At 42.9% G+C, this 14,470-nt stretch carries 18 protein-coding genes; 11 read left to right on the forward strand and 7 right to left on the reverse strand.

Translation table 11 applies throughout. From position 1 onward, the window contains the following. Nucleotides 1-6 precede the first annotated feature (6 nt). The 3 genes from L6E24_RS02820 to L6E24_RS02830 all read left to right on the forward strand — a co-directional run bounded on the left by L6E24_RS02820 (nt 7) and on the right by L6E24_RS02830 (nt 2,551). The gene (locus tag L6E24_RS02820) at nt 7-633 is read left to right on the forward strand and encodes a molybdopterin-binding protein (RefSeq protein WP_257743969.1); all 627 of its coding nucleotides are present in this window, start codon (nt 7-9) and stop codon (nt 631-633) included. Further along, complete coding sequence (gene wtpA / locus L6E24_RS02825; protein ID WP_257743207.1) at nt 620-1,636, forward strand: tungstate ABC transporter substrate-binding protein WtpA; 1,017 nt, start codon at nt 620-622, stop codon at nt 1,634-1,636. Before L6E24_RS02820 ends, wtpA begins: the two co-directional genes overlap by 14 nt. Before the next feature lie 105 nt (nt 1,637-1,741). Next, nucleotides 1,742-2,551 (forward strand): sulfite exporter TauE/SafE family protein, encoded by an 810-nt coding sequence (locus tag L6E24_RS02830; protein WP_257743208.1) that lies wholly within the window; start codon nt 1,742-1,744, stop codon nt 2,549-2,551. On the opposite strand, the gene acpS is transcribed toward L6E24_RS02830, so the two are convergent. The 6 genes from acpS to L6E24_RS02860 form a co-directional block, all read right to left on the reverse strand. Beyond that, complete coding sequence (acpS, locus tag L6E24_RS02835; RefSeq protein ID WP_257743209.1) at nt 2,525-2,935, reverse strand: holo-ACP synthase; 411 nt, start codon at nt 2,933-2,935, stop codon at nt 2,525-2,527. The two genes, L6E24_RS02830 and acpS, sit on opposite strands and share 27 nt — an antisense overlap. Then, a complete protein-coding gene (locus L6E24_RS02840; protein ID WP_257743210.1) occupies nt 2,935-3,252 on the reverse strand; it encodes a TFIIB-type zinc ribbon-containing protein in 318 nt (105 codons plus the stop codon). The genes acpS and L6E24_RS02840 overlap by 1 nt, the downstream gene beginning before the upstream one ends. A gap of 97 nt (nt 3,253-3,349) precedes the next feature. Next, a complete protein-coding gene (locus L6E24_RS02845) occupies nt 3,350-3,997 on the reverse strand; it encodes a DUF1016 N-terminal domain-containing protein (protein ID WP_257743211.1) in 648 nt (215 codons plus the stop codon). Beyond that, nucleotides 3,984-4,457: a Fic family protein gene (locus L6E24_RS02850; RefSeq protein WP_257743212.1), complete on the reverse strand. Its 474-nt coding sequence runs from the start codon at nt 4,455-4,457 to the stop codon at nt 3,984-3,986. The genes L6E24_RS02845 and L6E24_RS02850 overlap by 14 nt, the downstream gene beginning before the upstream one ends. Then, entirely contained in the window at nt 4,454-4,759 is a 306-nt protein-coding gene (locus L6E24_RS02855) for a virulence RhuM family protein (RefSeq protein WP_257743213.1), read from the reverse strand. The genes L6E24_RS02850 and L6E24_RS02855 overlap by 4 nt, the downstream gene beginning before the upstream one ends. Next, complete coding sequence (locus tag L6E24_RS02860; RefSeq protein WP_257743214.1) at nt 4,746-4,913, reverse strand: hypothetical protein; 168 nt, start codon at nt 4,911-4,913, stop codon at nt 4,746-4,748. The genes L6E24_RS02855 and L6E24_RS02860 overlap by 14 nt, the downstream gene beginning before the upstream one ends. A 271-nt stretch (nt 4,914-5,184) precedes the next feature. Between L6E24_RS02860 and L6E24_RS02865 the strand changes: the two genes are divergently transcribed. The 3 genes from L6E24_RS02865 (at nt 5,185) to L6E24_RS02875 (ending at nt 8,274) form a co-directional block, all read left to right on the forward strand. After that, on the forward strand, nt 5,185-5,769 hold the full coding sequence (locus L6E24_RS02865; protein ID WP_257743215.1) for a flavodoxin family protein: 585 nt from the start codon (nt 5,185-5,187) through the stop codon (nt 5,767-5,769). A gap of 107 nt (nt 5,770-5,876) precedes the next feature. Further along, complete coding sequence (locus tag L6E24_RS02870; RefSeq protein ID WP_257743216.1) at nt 5,877-6,437, forward strand: LemA family protein; 561 nt, start codon at nt 5,877-5,879, stop codon at nt 6,435-6,437. A gap of 13 nt (nt 6,438-6,450) precedes the next feature. Beyond that, entirely contained in the window at nt 6,451-8,274 is a 1,824-nt protein-coding gene (locus tag L6E24_RS02875; protein ID WP_257743217.1) for a DUF2207 domain-containing protein, read from the forward strand. 90 nt (nt 8,275-8,364) lie between these two features. Here the strand turns inward: L6E24_RS02875 and L6E24_RS02880 are convergent, their stop codons facing one another. Beyond that, nucleotides 8,365-8,742 carry an HIT family protein gene (locus L6E24_RS02880; RefSeq protein ID WP_257743219.1) on the reverse strand — a complete coding sequence of 126 codons (378 nt, stop codon included), beginning with the start codon at nt 8,740-8,742 and terminating at the stop codon, nt 8,365-8,367. Nucleotides 8,743-8,955: 213 nt separating this feature from the next. On the opposite strand from L6E24_RS02880, the gene L6E24_RS02885 reads away from it, so the two are divergent. The 5 genes from L6E24_RS02885 (at nt 8,956) to L6E24_RS02905 (ending at nt 14,433) form a co-directional block, all read left to right on the forward strand. Then, nucleotides 8,956-10,224: a cation diffusion facilitator family transporter gene (locus tag L6E24_RS02885; protein ID WP_257743220.1), complete on the forward strand. Its 1,269-nt coding sequence runs from the start codon at nt 8,956-8,958 to the stop codon at nt 10,222-10,224. A 183-nt stretch (nt 10,225-10,407) separates the two neighbouring features. Next, nucleotides 10,408-11,814: a phosphoadenosine phosphosulfate reductase domain-containing protein gene (locus tag L6E24_RS02890; protein WP_257743221.1), complete on the forward strand. Its 1,407-nt coding sequence runs from the start codon at nt 10,408-10,410 to the stop codon at nt 11,812-11,814. Then, the gene (gene hisH, locus L6E24_RS02895) at nt 11,792-12,403 is read left to right on the forward strand and encodes an imidazole glycerol phosphate synthase subunit HisH (RefSeq protein ID WP_257743222.1); all 612 of its coding nucleotides are present in this window, start codon (nt 11,792-11,794) and stop codon (nt 12,401-12,403) included. Before L6E24_RS02890 ends, hisH begins: the two co-directional genes overlap by 23 nt. A 517-nt stretch (nt 12,404-12,920) precedes the next feature. After that, nucleotides 12,921-13,766, forward strand: coding sequence for a MerR family transcriptional regulator (locus L6E24_RS02900; protein ID WP_257743223.1), 846 nt, complete (start codon nt 12,921-12,923; stop codon nt 13,764-13,766). 58 nt (nt 13,767-13,824) lie between these two features. Further along, nucleotides 13,825-14,433, forward strand: a complete 609-nt coding sequence (locus tag L6E24_RS02905) for an antibiotic biosynthesis monooxygenase (protein ID WP_257743224.1) — start codon at nt 13,825-13,827, stop codon at nt 14,431-14,433. The last annotated feature ends 37 nt before the right edge of the window (nt 14,434-14,470 follow it).

Raw genomic sequence — 14,470 nt, forward strand, 5'->3', positions numbered from 1 at the left:
GCCAAAATGATTTATATCAGAAATATTCTGAGAGGATTTCTGCCCGTTTTTCTGGTTGTTCTTCTTCTGGCGTTTTCTGCCGGATGCACAGGCAGTGCTGAATCAGCACCGGGCGATAATGGCAATCAGAAAGTGGCTGCTGAAGAACCTTCAGGCAATATAACGCTTGTATATAAAGACGGGACAGAAAAAATACTGAATTATGATGACCTGAGCAGTCTGCCACAGCAGACAGGCTGGGGATATTCAGTATCAACAGTGGGGATAAAATACGGCCCTTACAGATGCACAGGCCCACTCCTGTCCGATATTGCCGGACTTTCAGGCGGAATGAAAGAGGATGATCTGATGTGGGTGTCAGCAGATGACGGATATATGTGGGTGTTTGATTATGAACAGGTGAACGGAGACGGGTATATCACACTGGATGAAAACCTCCGGGAGAGAGAATCACCTGAGCTTAAAGTGATACTTATGCACACAATTGACGGCCATCCGCTCGAATACAATGACGGTGCGCCATACAGGGTTGCGATAATATCTGACAGTGATGAGGTAATCACAGAAGGGAGCTGCTGGGTGAAGTGGGTCTCAGAGATCGAGATTAAGGGAGGTCCGGATGAAGAGAGCTGATAATTTACACATATTATTTTTTGCTCTTTTCTTCACCGGAATTCTGATCTTATCTTCCGGATGCACATCTGATTCTGCCGGTTCTGAGGAGAAGACAGTTTTGAAAATTCTTCCTGCCGGAAGCCTGATGCTGCCTTTTGAATATCTGGAAGAGGACTATGAAGCAGAAAATCCCGGCATTGACGTTCAGTATGAGGGGCATGGCAGTATCCAGTGTATAAGACAGGTAACTGATCTGGGCCGGAATTTTGACCTTGTTGTTGTTGCCGACAGCAGTCTTATTCCTGATATGATGATGAGGGAAAACCCGGAGACGGGGAATAATTACTCAGATAGCTATACCGAATTTGCCACAAATGAGATTGTGATCGCCTATACAGATGAGAGCCTTTATTCTGATGAGATAAATGCAGACAACTGGTATGAGATCTTACAGAGATCTGATGTTACTGTCGGCTTTTCAAATCCCATGCTTGATGCAGCAGGATACAGGGCATTCATGCTCTTTCAGCTTGCCGGGCAGTATTACGGCGATGAAAATCTAATGTCTGAGATTGCAGGCGATCATATGAAGGGGGGCATCACTGTTGAAAAATCCGGGGATGTGGAGAGGATAATGCTCCCGGAATTAGTGCAGCCCTCTGATGAAAAACTTAAGATCAGGGACGGCAGTATTTTTCTGTTATATCTGCTTGAAAGCGGTGGCGTTGATTATGCCATTGAGTACAGAAGTGTTGCAGAGGGACATAATCTGAATTATATCGGACTGCCCGAAGAGATTAATCTTGGTAATTCTTCAATGAACAGTGTCTATGATGATGTATCAGTAAATCTTGGCTTTGAGCGCTTCTCATCCATAGGAAGTGAGAGAACCGGAAGATCTACTGTTTACGCATGGACAATTCCGGATAATGCAGACAACCCGGATGAGGCAGTGAGATTTGCGGAATACATGGAGGATGAGTTCAGGAATAACAGATACGGATGGCCTCCGGCATTGTAATCTCTCTTTTATCCTCTTTTTTCCCCCTGATCTTTCCGGACATATTCTGTTCCGGGTTTAGCTGTAACATGGGAATTATTATATCATTTCACTGAAATTCTCATAATGGACTTTATCCTCCCCCTCGCAGTGCTGGTTATTGCCGGACTTTTAGCAGGTCTTGCCGCCGGAATGCTTGGTGTGGGAGGTTCTTTTATCACAGTGCCGGCTCTGTACTGGGTTTTTGTAAATTTTTACGGGATTGATGAGACAATTGCCATCAGGGCGGCTTTTGCAACCGGACTTGCAGTGGTTGTTCCGACTGCACTCTCCGGGGTGTACGGGCATAATAAAAGCCACAATATCGAGTGGAAGTCTGCTGTTACAGCCGGAATTACGGGATTTTTTGGCGGGCTTGCCGGAGCTTACGCAGCGACTGTGCTTGACGGCGAAATATTACGGTTTCTCTTTGCAGGGCTTTTGGCAGTTACTGCAATACGTCTCTTCCTGGACCAGAGAAAAAAAGAGGGCGGCATTCCGGTGTATGACCCGTTTGTTCTTCTTGCAGGTGGTTTCATCACCGGGATTGCATCAGGAATGTTCGGGATTGGCGGAGGGGTCATTCTTGTCCCGTTCTTAATTGTAATAGTCGGATTTCCGACAAAGAAAGCAGTAGGCACATCATCGGCATATATCCTCTTCTCTGCAGCCGGCGGGATAATCATGTACCTCTTCAGGGGCATTGGAGCAGGTGTTTACCTGCCTTTTCCTTCAGCCGGATATATATCCCTCCTTCACTTTGCAGTGCTTGCTATGGCAACAGTAACAATGGCAAATGCGGGAGTGTTCTTAAACAGGAAATTCAATGAAAAAGTTATCAGGGTGATATTTATTATTCTGCTGATATTCTCAGCTCTGGAAATGATCAGGGCCTGACTTTTTTACAGAATCAAGGAAGATCAGGTTTTTGGTTGAACGCTCAGCAATGACAAAAGCAACCGCCTGAGACTGTGAATGTGACAGGCTTATCTTAAACTCAAACTTCTGCCCTTCCTTTGTTAGGATTCTCACATTGGGAATGCCGGAGTCCTCATTTGTAACTTCAATATCCCTCATATCAGGGACAAGTCCGGATGGTGCAACAGCCTTAATTACTGCCTCTTTGGCGGCAAACCGGACAGCAAGATGCTGTGCAGGATGTCCGTGTGACATACAGTACCTGATCTCATTGTCTGTAAATACCTTCTCGATAAATGCCTTATTGTTGATTAAATCCTCATCAAACCTGTGAATGTCAATAATATCAACGCCAATCTCCATTAAAACACCCCTGCAATGCCAAGTATAACTATCATAAGAAAAAGAGCCACAAGAATCAGAAGCACTATAAATCCGGCAGTAAGCGATCTGCTGTCACCCGGAATTTTTTGCCTGTCGTTATCCGCAGGTTTTTCCCCGGCAAAATCCTCGTCATCGTACTCTATTACCAGTGCACCCTCATAACCGCAGTCCTTGCAGTGATAATAATTGCCGGTATATCCGCCGGCAGGGATATATATATTCGTGGAATTACAGTCGGGGCAGTGTAATACCCTTGAATGTTTCTTCTCCACAGAATTGTTATCAGATCCTGACATTTTAATTTACCAGATTTTAATATTCAGTTTATTCTCTCTAAGTATTGATATTAGTTTCCCGGCATCACTCTCCTGAATTCCTGAATATTTTAATCTTTTAGCTCAGCACAAGCGATTTATATACGGCATCAACCGGATCTTCATAGAGTAGTCGTGCTTTGGTCTTTCTCACACGCATCAATGACCGGTAGTGCAACCATCCAAGTTGTGGATTAAAACCCACATTTGAAGTATTTTTTTCTGTTTTGTCCTTATTTAATGGACTATCTGAATTCGCTACCCGTCGGGTAGCAAATTCATATGATTTAAATTTGTCTGTCTCAGAATCTTCATCAGAATTATTAAGTGAGGTTGTGGCAGAACTTTTGGAAAAAGATGTCAGGTTATTTTCATAATCATCATATTCCGGGTTATCCGGCATACGATCAGGATATGTCATATAGAACTGCCTGAATAACCTGAGATTTGCTTTTGAAAATCCTTTTCCGTACTGTCTGTTCAGGTTGTCTGAAAGTTCTTCAGGTACCTGTCTGCCGTATTCGGCCCTCTCCTTTCCTTCCTGTAATTCTTCGACAATCTCCCTGCCGATAAACCAGTAACAAAGAACCATATTGGAATTGACGGCCCGGACTGTGTTTGTTCGTGCCTGCTCAATTATAGAGGCAACACGGAAAAATAAAGTATTAATGCTGTTATTGTTCTCTTCAGGAGAGTTATCCCTGTTATTTCCTTCATACAAAGTCATTTGATCTTATCCCCTGTTTCTTCAGGTAATCGTACATAAATGTAGGGCGGTGGTTCAGTCCAGGACCGCCCATTGTATCTTTAACGCTCGGTGATTTTTCCCTGAGGCAGATCATAAGCCTTCTTACTTGTTCGGTTACTTGTTCGGTTACTTGTTCGGTCACTTGTTCGGTCACTTGTTCTTGTGACTCTGGCCGTAACTCTGGCCGTAACTCTGGCTGTAACTCTGGCCGTAACTCTGGCTGTGTCATCTCAACAAAACCACCTTTTATTGCCGGTTTCAGATAATCGTACATAAATGTAGAGCGGTGGTTCAGTCCAGGACAGCCCATTGTATCTTTAACGCTCGGTGATTTTTCCCTGAGGCAGATCATAAGCCTTCTTACTTGTTCGGTAACCGGGTCGATGACTGGGTCGGAATTAGTTTTGTATTGTCCAAATGTCTGGTTATAGGGTTTCATTCTTCCGGCAGTTTTGTCTCTTTCAGCATCCGGTCAGAGTCACTCTCATACAGCCTGTCCTGAACTATTCGGAATTTCCTAATAGTTGCCTCATATTTCAGTTCCCCGCTCCCGTAGATATTTTTCAGGTGTTCATTTATTGTCGGAGTTGTCACATCAAAGAGTACAGCCATCATCTTCTGGCTGAGCCATATCGTTTCATCCTCATACCTGACCTCAATCGACTCTTCGCCACTCTCTGAAGTGAAAATCAGAAATTCGGCTGTGCTGTTTCTGATCAGTTTTCTGTCAGTATTGCTCATATTTCTGCTCCATTGAATGCCGGATAAGCAGTTCACTCTCAGGCGGGTAATCAAATATCCAGAAAGGAACTTCGTTGCCAAGTCCCCGCCCCTGTAGAAAATCATCTTTAATAATCTCTTTTTTCAGCAGTTCAATCCGGCTCTCAATATTCATAATATATATATCCTGATAAATGTGATTATATAATATTTTATGGAACGATCTACATTTAAAAAGAATCGGTTTTGATCCGGAAATGTAGTACAACTGATCTCTCCATCCACTGGCCGGAGTTTTATACTATCATGAAATTCCGGTAAAAATAATACCAGCAGTACAGGCCCTGAAATCTGAAAATTCACAGAAGATCTGCTGTCGGACTTTTTTTCCTGCAAATCAGAACTGCAAAATAATTATATCAGTCCTCCCGGAAAAAAGAATACTCATGAAAGTACTTGGCATCAGTGGCAGTCCGAGAAAAGGCGGGAATACTGACATAATACTCAACGAGATTCTTTTGGGTGCAGAAGAGTCCGGCATGGAAACAGAAGCAGTGTCCCTGCGTGACTATACCATAAATTCCTGCATTGGCTGCGAGAAGTGCAGAAAAGCACTTACCTGTTCACAGTTCAATGACGGAATGAATCTTATCTATCCAAAAGTAGAGGAAGCGGATATATTAATCACCGGTTCTCCGGTGTACAACTACAACATAACAGGCCTCATGAAGACATTTATTGACAGATTATACCCTTACTATACATTTCATGGCAAAAGGCCTGGCAGATACAGCTCACGGCTTCAGGATAAAAAGAGGGAAGCACTCGTCTTTTCAGTCTGTGAACAGATTGATCCAAAAGAGAATGATTTTGCAATAGAGGCCATGTCAAGGCCTTTTGAGGCCCTTGGATATAATATCATTGATAAAATGGCAATACGCGGCTATTTTGAAAAAGGATCAGTGCTCCGTGATGATGATCTCATCCGGAAGGTGCACTCTGCCGGAATTAAGCTATCAGAGATGAAATGAATTCTCCGGATAAATACTTCTGATCGTTTAGAATACCCGGATCATCATATAAATTAATATAAACTGAATTAAAACTGAACTAATACAAAAAAACACGAGGATTAAAAATGTTAGGACTAATTATCGGCGGAGTCATCATACTGGTTGTAATAGTGCTCATACTGTGGTCAGTAAGCATCTACAACAGATACTTCAGCCTTAAAAACTCATCAGAGGCAACACTGGGACAGATCAAAGTCGCTATGAAAAAGCGTCTTGACATGATCTCACAGCTTCTCGGCTCAGTAAAAAGCTATGCGGAATTTGAGAAATCAACACTTGAATCCGTAACAAAGATGAGAAGCAGTGTCGGCAGTGCCGGAGCAGGAGATTTAAACAAGATCGAGGCTGAATCCAGATCAGTTCTCGGCAGGCTCTTTGCCGTGATGGAGAATTACCCCGACCTTAAGACCTCACAGACAGTTCAGGAACTGATGTCATCAATAAAAGAGATCGAGGATGAGATTGCCAGACAGAGATATACATACAACAACATCTCACAGCAGTTCAACACCATGCTTGAGACAATCCCCTCAAACATAATCGGAAACATGATCCACATGCAGAAGCTCGATTACCTCGAATTTGCAGACGAAAATCTTGAAAAAGCTCCGGAAATAAAATTCTGATGGGTAAACCATAATGGATGAAAAGAAACAGATTGCAGTAATTATTGCTGTAACCCTTCTAATCGGCCTTTTTTCAGTATTTATTGCAGAAGCATTCCAGTCACTGCCGGCAGACTTTGGAGGAGATCTCACAGCAGAGTCATATGAAGTGACCTGGAATGAAGACGGCACACTGACAGAGAAATATGTATATGACGTACAGTCATCCGGAGATTACCGGATGCTGTACAGAGTCTGGGCAGCCCCGCTTACATGGTCAGGCAGTCCCGAAGAAATACAGAACAGCGGATATATAGAACTTACAGGAGTCAAAGCTCCGGATGGAACCGTTGGATACATCAAAACAAAGTCCGGTGCAGTATATATAATCGGCAAAGACTCACAGGCAGGATCATTTGTAACAGACAAAGCGTACGAAAATGAGGCCGGAATCTTAAACCTCAATTACTTTAAGCCTGGAAAATATGAGGTTGAATATACATACAACATCTACCCTCCAATCGAATATGATGAAGAGGCTGTTCATGTAAACCTGATGTTTGCAAGCGAACACATCCCTTACAAAAGTGTGAAAATTACACTTGAATCGGATGATATAACCGAGGTATTCCCACATCCGCCCACATACAATGTCGAAAAGGAAGACGGCAGAGTTGTCATAACCGGAAGTTCACCTGAGAATGAAATAATTGAGACAGAATTCCTGATGAATCCGGAGGTACTAAATTCACTTACAGGTTACAAGAGGCAGATCTCCGGAGTGAAAGAGAAGACATTATCTGCAAATGACAGTTACGGCATTGGATTCTTCCTTGCAGACCTCTTACTGCTCATCGGAAAGATAATTGTCATCTTAACACCGCTTCTCTTCATACTGCTGTACCTGAAATCAGGGCGGGAAAAGAAGTTTACAGTCCCGGAATACCTGAGCACAATTCCGAACAAAAAACTCACCCCCTGGCAGGTAAACCTCGTATTCAGCAAAGATGCCTTTGAATCTGACGAGAACGGCTTTTATGCAACCCTTCTCTCTCTTCATAAGCAGAAAAAACTCCGGATGAGTGAAAAGCCGGATAAGAAAGGCATTCTCATAGAACTGCTTGACCCAGAAAGTCCGGACAGATATGAACAGAATGTCTTAAACTTTGTCTCCCTCTATTCCGGAGATGACAATATTCTCGATACAGAATACTTTGAGAGCATTGCAAAGAGTGCAAGGCATTCATCGGCCGATGAACATCTGGCCCTTGCAGTAAAGGAGAACCTCCAGTCACTAACCAGTGGTTCTGATCAGTCCATATCAGGAAAATATGCAACAGACGGCAGGGGACTTATCCTGCCTTTCATAATCGGCGGAATAATTTATATTCTGCTGGCAATTGCCCTCTTTGTATTTGCAGAAGATGCAGCAGGAATGATCTTCATAGCCATATTCCTTGGAATTGTGATGATTGTCCAGTCAATAGTAGCAATGGTATTTCCTTCCACAGTATTTGGAAACTGGAAAGAGGACTACTACAAAGAAAAACTTGAATGGGACTCATTTAAAAAATTCCTCTCCGACTTAAGCCAGATAAAGAAGTACAGTCCTGACGACATCAATATGTGGGGCGAATGGCTCATCTACGGCACTGCACTCGGCGCAGGCAAAAATGTCGAAAAAGCAATGAAAGAACTCAATGTAAACATCTCAGAGTCCGGGTACTTCTATCCCCACTATCTCTGGTATGCAGGATTTTACTCCATAAGCACATTCACGCCACCCTCACAGGGGGGAGCCGGCGGAGGATTTGGCGGAGGAGGCGGTTTTGGAGGTGGTGGTGCAGGCGGAAGATAACCACCACAACCAATAACAGACAGATATTACTGTAATAAAAATATACTCTCTTTTTTCACCATAATATATTTCAGACAGATATCTCTGTGCTCAGAACTTCTTCTCATTGAAGACAATTTTTTTAATCCCGCCCGGAGGATTGTCAGGCTCTTCGTGATAACGTGGGATTACATGGATATGGCAGTGCATGACAGTCTGTTCAGCAGCCTCGCCCACATTTGCAACAATATTGTATCCTCCGGGACCATATTTCTCATCCAGAACTTCTTTTGCCAAAATAATCATATCAGAGAGCGTTTCCCTCTCATCGGCAGTCAGCACAAAATAATCCACACAGTGACGGAAGGGAATTATCAGGAGATGTCCCGGAGTTGCAGGATAATCATCCCATCTTGCATACCACAGTAAATTTTTAAAAACAATATCTTTTTCTTCCGGTGAACAAAAAGGGCATATTAACTGATCCATACATAAAACCTCATCTATGATTTTGGAAGTGCTGCCCGGAATTGTGATGAAAATCAATAATTTCGGGAATAACTTAACACTACCAAATCTGATAACAGTTATTAACATTGATGCAGGATAATCATCACGATATTGCCTTATAATGTCAATTACACCGGCCCGGAATCAGAATGATAAGATTACTAATACAACTTCATAATTGCGGACAAAAACATGCAGGAAGAGAGCGCTAAAATTCCGGACAGAAAACACGAGGACTCAATTGTCAGAAGAGTGGCATGGTACTCACTGATTGTCAATACCATGCTTGTAGCAGTCAAACTGTACCTCTCATGGGTGTCGGGCAGTCTTGCACTTGAAGCAGATGCCATCCACTCATTCATAGACGTTCTTGCATCTGTGGCCCTTATTGCCGGAATATGGCTTTCCGGACTTAAAAGCAGCAATTATCCATACGGGCTTTATAAAATTGAAAATCTGGTCTCTGTAATTATTGCCCTTCTGGTCTTTCTGACTGCCTGGGAGATCCTCACTGAAGCCCTCTCCGGAGGCGATACAGCCGTAGCATTCAGCGGATGGGTGCTCTTTGCAGTTGCGGCACTGGTATCTGTACCATATCTTCTCGGCACATATGAAGTCAAAATGGGGAAGAGATACAACTCCCCCGGACTGATAGCAGACGGTAAACAGCACAGGGTGGATGTCCTCTCAACATCAGTGGTATTTTTTGCACTATTTGCCCAGTACTTCGGAATTCCGGTGGACAGCATTGCAGCAGTAATTGTGGCGTTATTCATTGCATATTCCGGGTGGGAGATACTAAAAGACAGCATGAGAACCCTGCTTGACGCTTCAATAGATTATGATACCAGAGATGTGATTAAATCTGCAATTTTATCAGACCCAATGGTAACCGGAATAAAAACTCTTACTGCAAGAAATTCCGGGCGGTTCATCTTTGTTGAAGCAACGGTGAACATGAAGAGATCAGATTTTTCAGGGGCACATATTGCAAGTGAGAGAATTGAATCAAAAATCCGTGAACTTGTACCGAATGTTGAGAGAACTGTCATACATTACGAACCAAAAGAGAGACTGCATCTGAGATACGCCGTTCCAATCAACGGTCCTGAAGGAGAGATCTGCTCCCACTTTGGAGAAGCACCGTATTTCACAGTACTGGAATTCAACCTTAAGGATGCAAAACTCATGCGAAAGGAGACAATATCCAACCCGGCGAGCATGATGGAGAGGCAGAAGGGAATCCGTTCGGCAGAATTCCTCTTAACCTGCAAGCCGGACATTATATATTCAAAACAGCCACTCACCGGAAAATCTGCTGAATATGTCTTTGAGTCTGCCGGAATTCTGGTTAAAATAACGAATGCTGACACAACTGCTGAACTGATAACAGAGATTAAAGCTGATTTGACCGCAGGGATGACTGAATCTGACAATGATGAAAAAACACAGGCTGAGTGACTGTTTCACCGGACAGGGGCGCAATACTGCCAGCCGGACTATATTTTAAAATTTTGTTGGGTAAGAATATCCGTGATATAAGAATCTGCAACAGATTCGGCCCGGTTTTCATATAGCAGAATGTCACATGGACACTGCAAAAAACAACCTCTTTTATCCGGTTAAAACCAGATATTAAGGATAATGTCCAAAGCATTTCTTGGAAAACTCGTCCTTAACTGGTGTGACACCTGTCATACCCCGGTTTTAGGGAAAAAATGCTCATGCGGGGCTGAGACCAGACAGGTCTCTGTCACACCTCCGGGTGACATCAGGCCGGCATTTAAGAAGGATATCGAGCATATCAATAAAATATATTCTGAAAATTTCGGCACTATGCTCATACCCGAAGGTCACCTTGTAATCCTCAACAAAGTCCCTGACAAAGACAGGATGGAAGAGGTAATTATGGGCGGGGCAGTAGTCTGCGCTATACGCTATCTTCCGGCTGAGAAGAGATGGGAAGTACTCCCGCGTGTCCATGCCGCAGAGTATTTCAGACCGGAGAAAGGCTACGTAGTAGCCGACAATGGCGCAGTTGAGCCGGTTAAATCCGGAACAAGTCTGTTAGCACCCGGCCTTGTGGATCTTCATCCGGATGTGAAAGCCGGAGATGAGGTATTCCTGGTCTCAAGGGATATGGAATCTATAGCTGTCGGCAGGGCAAAAGTCGGATATGAAGAAGCAAAGGGGATGGAGAGAGGGCAGATTGTCAGGACCAGAAAACCAAAACCCTCGGTATGCGTACCCGGCGCTGCAACCTGGGACGATGCGGTAAATTCCAACAAATATATTATGGACAGTCATGAGTCTGAAGCGGTCAGATTTACAAAATCTGTCGTTGAGAAAAATCCGGATATGCCTGCAACGGTCTCATATTCCGGCGGAAAGGACAGCCTTGCAACCCTTCTGATTGTCCTTAAGGCAATCGGCAAAGTTCCGCTGATATTTTCAGATACAGGACTTGAATTTCCGGAAACATACAAAAACATAACTGATGTCGCTGAAAGATACGGACTTGAGATTATAAATACAAGCGGCGCTGAAGAATTTAATAATAAGTTTGAAGTTCACGGCCCGCCGGCTGTGGATGTAAGGTGGTGCTGCGCCGTATGCAAACTAAACCCCGTAAAGTCCCTCATCACCGAAAAATGGGGCGAATGTCTCTCATTTATCGGACAGAGAAAGTATGAGTCACTTGCGAGGATGAAAAGCCCCAGAATATGGCGGAATTTCAAGGTGCAGGTGCAGCTCTCTGCCGCACCATTGCAGCACTGGACTGCAATGCATGTATTTCTCTACCTCTTCAGGGAGAAGGCACCATACAATCCCCTGTATGAAGAGAGGATTGACAGAATCGGGTGTTTCATGTGTCCGTCAAGTGATCTTGCAACCTTTGAGATCATTAAGGAAGATTACCCTGAACTATGGAGTACCTGGGAAGAGAAGCTGAATTCATGGAAGGAGAAGAACAACCTTTCTGATGAATGGATTACAAACGGAGAATGGAGAAAGAGAGGAGGACCGGATGACACAAGTAGCTATTCTTGATTACGGACTTGGAAATATAAGAAGTGTACAGAAAGGTCTTGAAAAGGCCGGAGCAAAGGCCATCATCACATCTGACTGTGAGGAGATGATGGCATCTGACGGAGTCGTCCTTCCGGGCGTAGGTGCGTTTTCGGAAGGGATGGAACAGCTGGGCGATATGAAAGGGACTCTCTTTGAATTTGTAAAAAAACGCCCGGTTCTTGGGATCTGCCTTGGGATGCAGATGCTACTTGAAATTAGTGAGGAGTACGGCATTCATGAGGGCCTTGGACTTGTGCCCGGAAGAGTCAGGGGTTTTGAGAAGAAGGAAGGATTTAAAATTCCGCATATGGGCTGGAATAACCTGACATTAACCGGCAGTGATCCACTTTTTGAAGGAATAAAAGATCAGACATATGTGTACTTTGTCCATTCATATTATGCAGATACAACTCCGGAGTACACAATCGCAGAGACTGATTATATCTGTCCGTTCTCATCGGCTGTGAGGAATAAGAATGCCTGGGGGACGCAGTTTCACCCGGAAAAAAGCGGGGATGCCGGACTTAAAATCCTTAAAAATTTCATTGCGATTGCAGAGACACAGTGAAATTATTAAGTGATATGATCTCTTAAACAGACAGTGCCGGCTTAAATCAGATGAAAAACTGATCTATGCCTAAAAATGATCAGTCATCACTGATTTTTCAGACAGTGCCGCCTTAAGAGAATGGTTCACCAAATGGTGTAGGTAATTATAACAAATCCCATAAAATCACTTATATTTTTAGCAGGGTTGTGACGCATTTTTCAGTCAAATCCCAGATTTACGGAACCTTTGACTTAATTTCTGATTCTACGCATTAAATGCTACCCACTTAAAACAGCGAGGAGCCAGTTTACTGATTTATAATCTCTTTAAGAATCATAAAGCAGATAGACACTAAATTCTAAAAAAATCCTATGGGTTCAGTAGCCACCAATTTAATATTATCACTGCCGCCGTTAAAATATAGAAAATATAATATTTGTGCAGAAAAAGATAATGTCCGAACCAGAATATAAACTATAACCCGGGTAAGAGAAATACAGACTATAACAGATCCAGAATAATAATAAGATGTAATATGCCATCCGACAGAATAACAATCAGCAGATTTTCACTCTTTACATACCTCTCACAGAAAGCCCTGCGCCTGTATGACAAAAAAGGGATACTCGTCCCTGAGGAAAAAGATCGGTTTACAGGATATCGCTATTACACAACCAGCCAGATTGAAAAGGCACTAAAAATCAAGACTCTCAGCAATCTTGGATTCAGCCTCAGTGACATATCAGATCTTCTTCAGGCATTAGATGATAATGACGATGAATCAGTCCGGAAGATTATCACAAAGTACCACAGTAAGACAATGAAGGAGATTAAACGGCTGGAGAAGATAGAGTCCATACTTAAAGAAAATAAGGAGTTTATGGAGTTATTTAAGATGAATGTATCAGAACCTGTTATAAAAGACGTGCCTGCAATGAGAGTAATTTCATGCAGGAGAATTGGATCGTATGAGGAAGTCTGCTCAGAAGTATCAGAAAACCTCATAAAAATAATATTTAACCCTGCCAACCAGAAGGAAGGAGTTAAAATCACCGGCCCGTTCATTACAATATGTTATGATGGCGAATACAGAGAAACAGATGCAGACATTGAGATGGCTGTACCCGTTCAGGGACAAATCGCAATTGATGAAGACGGATATCAAATCAGAAACCTTAGACCATGCCGGGTAATATCCGTCATCTACAAAGGACCATATGAACATGAAGGATTTTCAGCAGCTTACAACGCCGCATTTAAAATTGCAACAGAAAAAGGACTTGAAACAATTGGCCCTGAGAGACAGATATATCTCAACAATCCTGATGAAACAACACCGGAAGAACTGCTGACAGAAATTCAGATTCCGGTTAAAAAATAAACTTTTTTCCGGAATAATACACAAACCTATTTTCTCATTTAAACTATAATTAATTTTAATGAGTGATGAAACTCAGAATCCAGACCCGGTTACAATAGTCAGGACACATTTTGTAAAACCGGGTTTTAAAGAAGAATTTGAGGAGGAGATCATGCACCTGTCAAAGATATTATCCCAATATCCCGGATATCTCGGTGTAAACTTCTTCAGGCCGCTTGATCCGGCCGATGGTGACTACAGAATAGTTATAAAATTCCGGACTGAAAATGATCACAAAAACTGGAGAGCTTCAGAAGACTACAAAAGATGGGAAGAAATTGAGAAGAAAATTACCATAGCTCCGCCCAGGACATATAAATTAGACGGCCTTGAGACATGGTTCACACTTCCGGGAAACAGAGTTATAAAACCTCCCCGAAAAGAGAGGCAGTATTTTGTAACCTGGCTTGCCATCTGGCCGGTAATTTCAGTACTTGGCCCTATTGAAGCCATAATTTTTGGAGATCTGCCATATATTCTTCAGAAGATGATTGATGTTGCAATCCTCGCATTCCTCATGACTTACATCGTTATGCCGTTCATGACAAGACTATTCAGAAAATTCCTGTACCCAAAAGGAACAAGAAAAATTCTTGACGATAATGACAGACTGATAAACGAATTTTAACCGGAATAAAAAGGATTTCTCAGAAAAACCTTATTTC

The sequence above is a fragment of the Methanoplanus endosymbiosus genome (assembly GCF_024662215.1).
Taxonomy (GTDB): Archaea; Halobacteriota; Methanomicrobia; order Methanomicrobiales; family Methanomicrobiaceae; genus Methanoplanus; species Methanoplanus endosymbiosus.

Bases quoted from the DNA above. Each gene is read 5' to 3' on its own strand.
- L6E24_RS02900 (WP_257743223.1), top strand. From the start codon at position 12,921: ATGCCATCCGACAGAATAACAATCAGCAGATTTTCACTCTTTACATAC.
- L6E24_RS02885 (WP_257743220.1), top strand. From the start codon at position 8,956: ATGCAGGAAGAGAGCGCTAAAATTCCGGACAGAAAACACGAGGACTCA.
- L6E24_RS02870 (WP_257743216.1), top strand. From the start codon at position 5,877: ATGTTAGGACTAATTATCGGCGGAGTCATCATACTGGTTGTAATAGTG.
- L6E24_RS02830 (WP_257743208.1), top strand. From the start codon at position 1,742: ATGGACTTTATCCTCCCCCTCGCAGTGCTGGTTATTGCCGGACTTTTA.
- L6E24_RS02880 (WP_257743219.1), bottom strand. From the start codon at position 8,742: ATGGATCAGTTAATATGCCCTTTTTGTTCACCGGAAGAAAAAGATATT.
- L6E24_RS02845 (WP_257743211.1), bottom strand. From the start codon at position 3,997: ATGACTTTGTATGAAGGAAATAACAGGGATAACTCTCCTGAAGAGAAC.
- wtpA (WP_257743207.1), top strand. From the start codon at position 620: ATGAAGAGAGCTGATAATTTACACATATTATTTTTTGCTCTTTTCTTC.
- L6E24_RS02840 (WP_257743210.1), bottom strand. From the start codon at position 3,252: ATGTCAGGATCTGATAACAATTCTGTGGAGAAGAAACATTCAAGGGTA.
- L6E24_RS02905 (WP_257743224.1), top strand. From the start codon at position 13,825: ATGAGTGATGAAACTCAGAATCCAGACCCGGTTACAATAGTCAGGACA.
- L6E24_RS02890 (WP_257743221.1), top strand. From the start codon at position 10,408: ATGTCCAAAGCATTTCTTGGAAAACTCGTCCTTAACTGGTGTGACACC.
- hisH (WP_257743222.1), top strand. From the start codon at position 11,792: ATGACACAAGTAGCTATTCTTGATTACGGACTTGGAAATATAAGAAGT.
- L6E24_RS02860 (WP_257743214.1), bottom strand. From the start codon at position 4,913: ATGAATATTGAGAGCCGGATTGAACTGCTGAAAAAAGAGATTATTAAA.
- L6E24_RS02865 (WP_257743215.1), top strand. From the start codon at position 5,185: ATGAAAGTACTTGGCATCAGTGGCAGTCCGAGAAAAGGCGGGAATACT.
- L6E24_RS02820 (WP_257743969.1), top strand. From the start codon at position 7: ATGATTTATATCAGAAATATTCTGAGAGGATTTCTGCCCGTTTTTCTG.
- L6E24_RS02850 (WP_257743212.1), bottom strand. From the start codon at position 4,457: ATGAAACCCTATAACCAGACATTTGGACAATACAAAACTAATTCCGAC.
- L6E24_RS02855 (WP_257743213.1), bottom strand. From the start codon at position 4,759: ATGAGCAATACTGACAGAAAACTGATCAGAAACAGCACAGCCGAATTT.
- acpS (WP_257743209.1), bottom strand. From the start codon at position 2,935: ATGGAGATTGGCGTTGATATTATTGACATTCACAGGTTTGATGAGGAT.
- L6E24_RS02875 (WP_257743217.1), top strand. From the start codon at position 6,451: ATGGATGAAAAGAAACAGATTGCAGTAATTATTGCTGTAACCCTTCTA.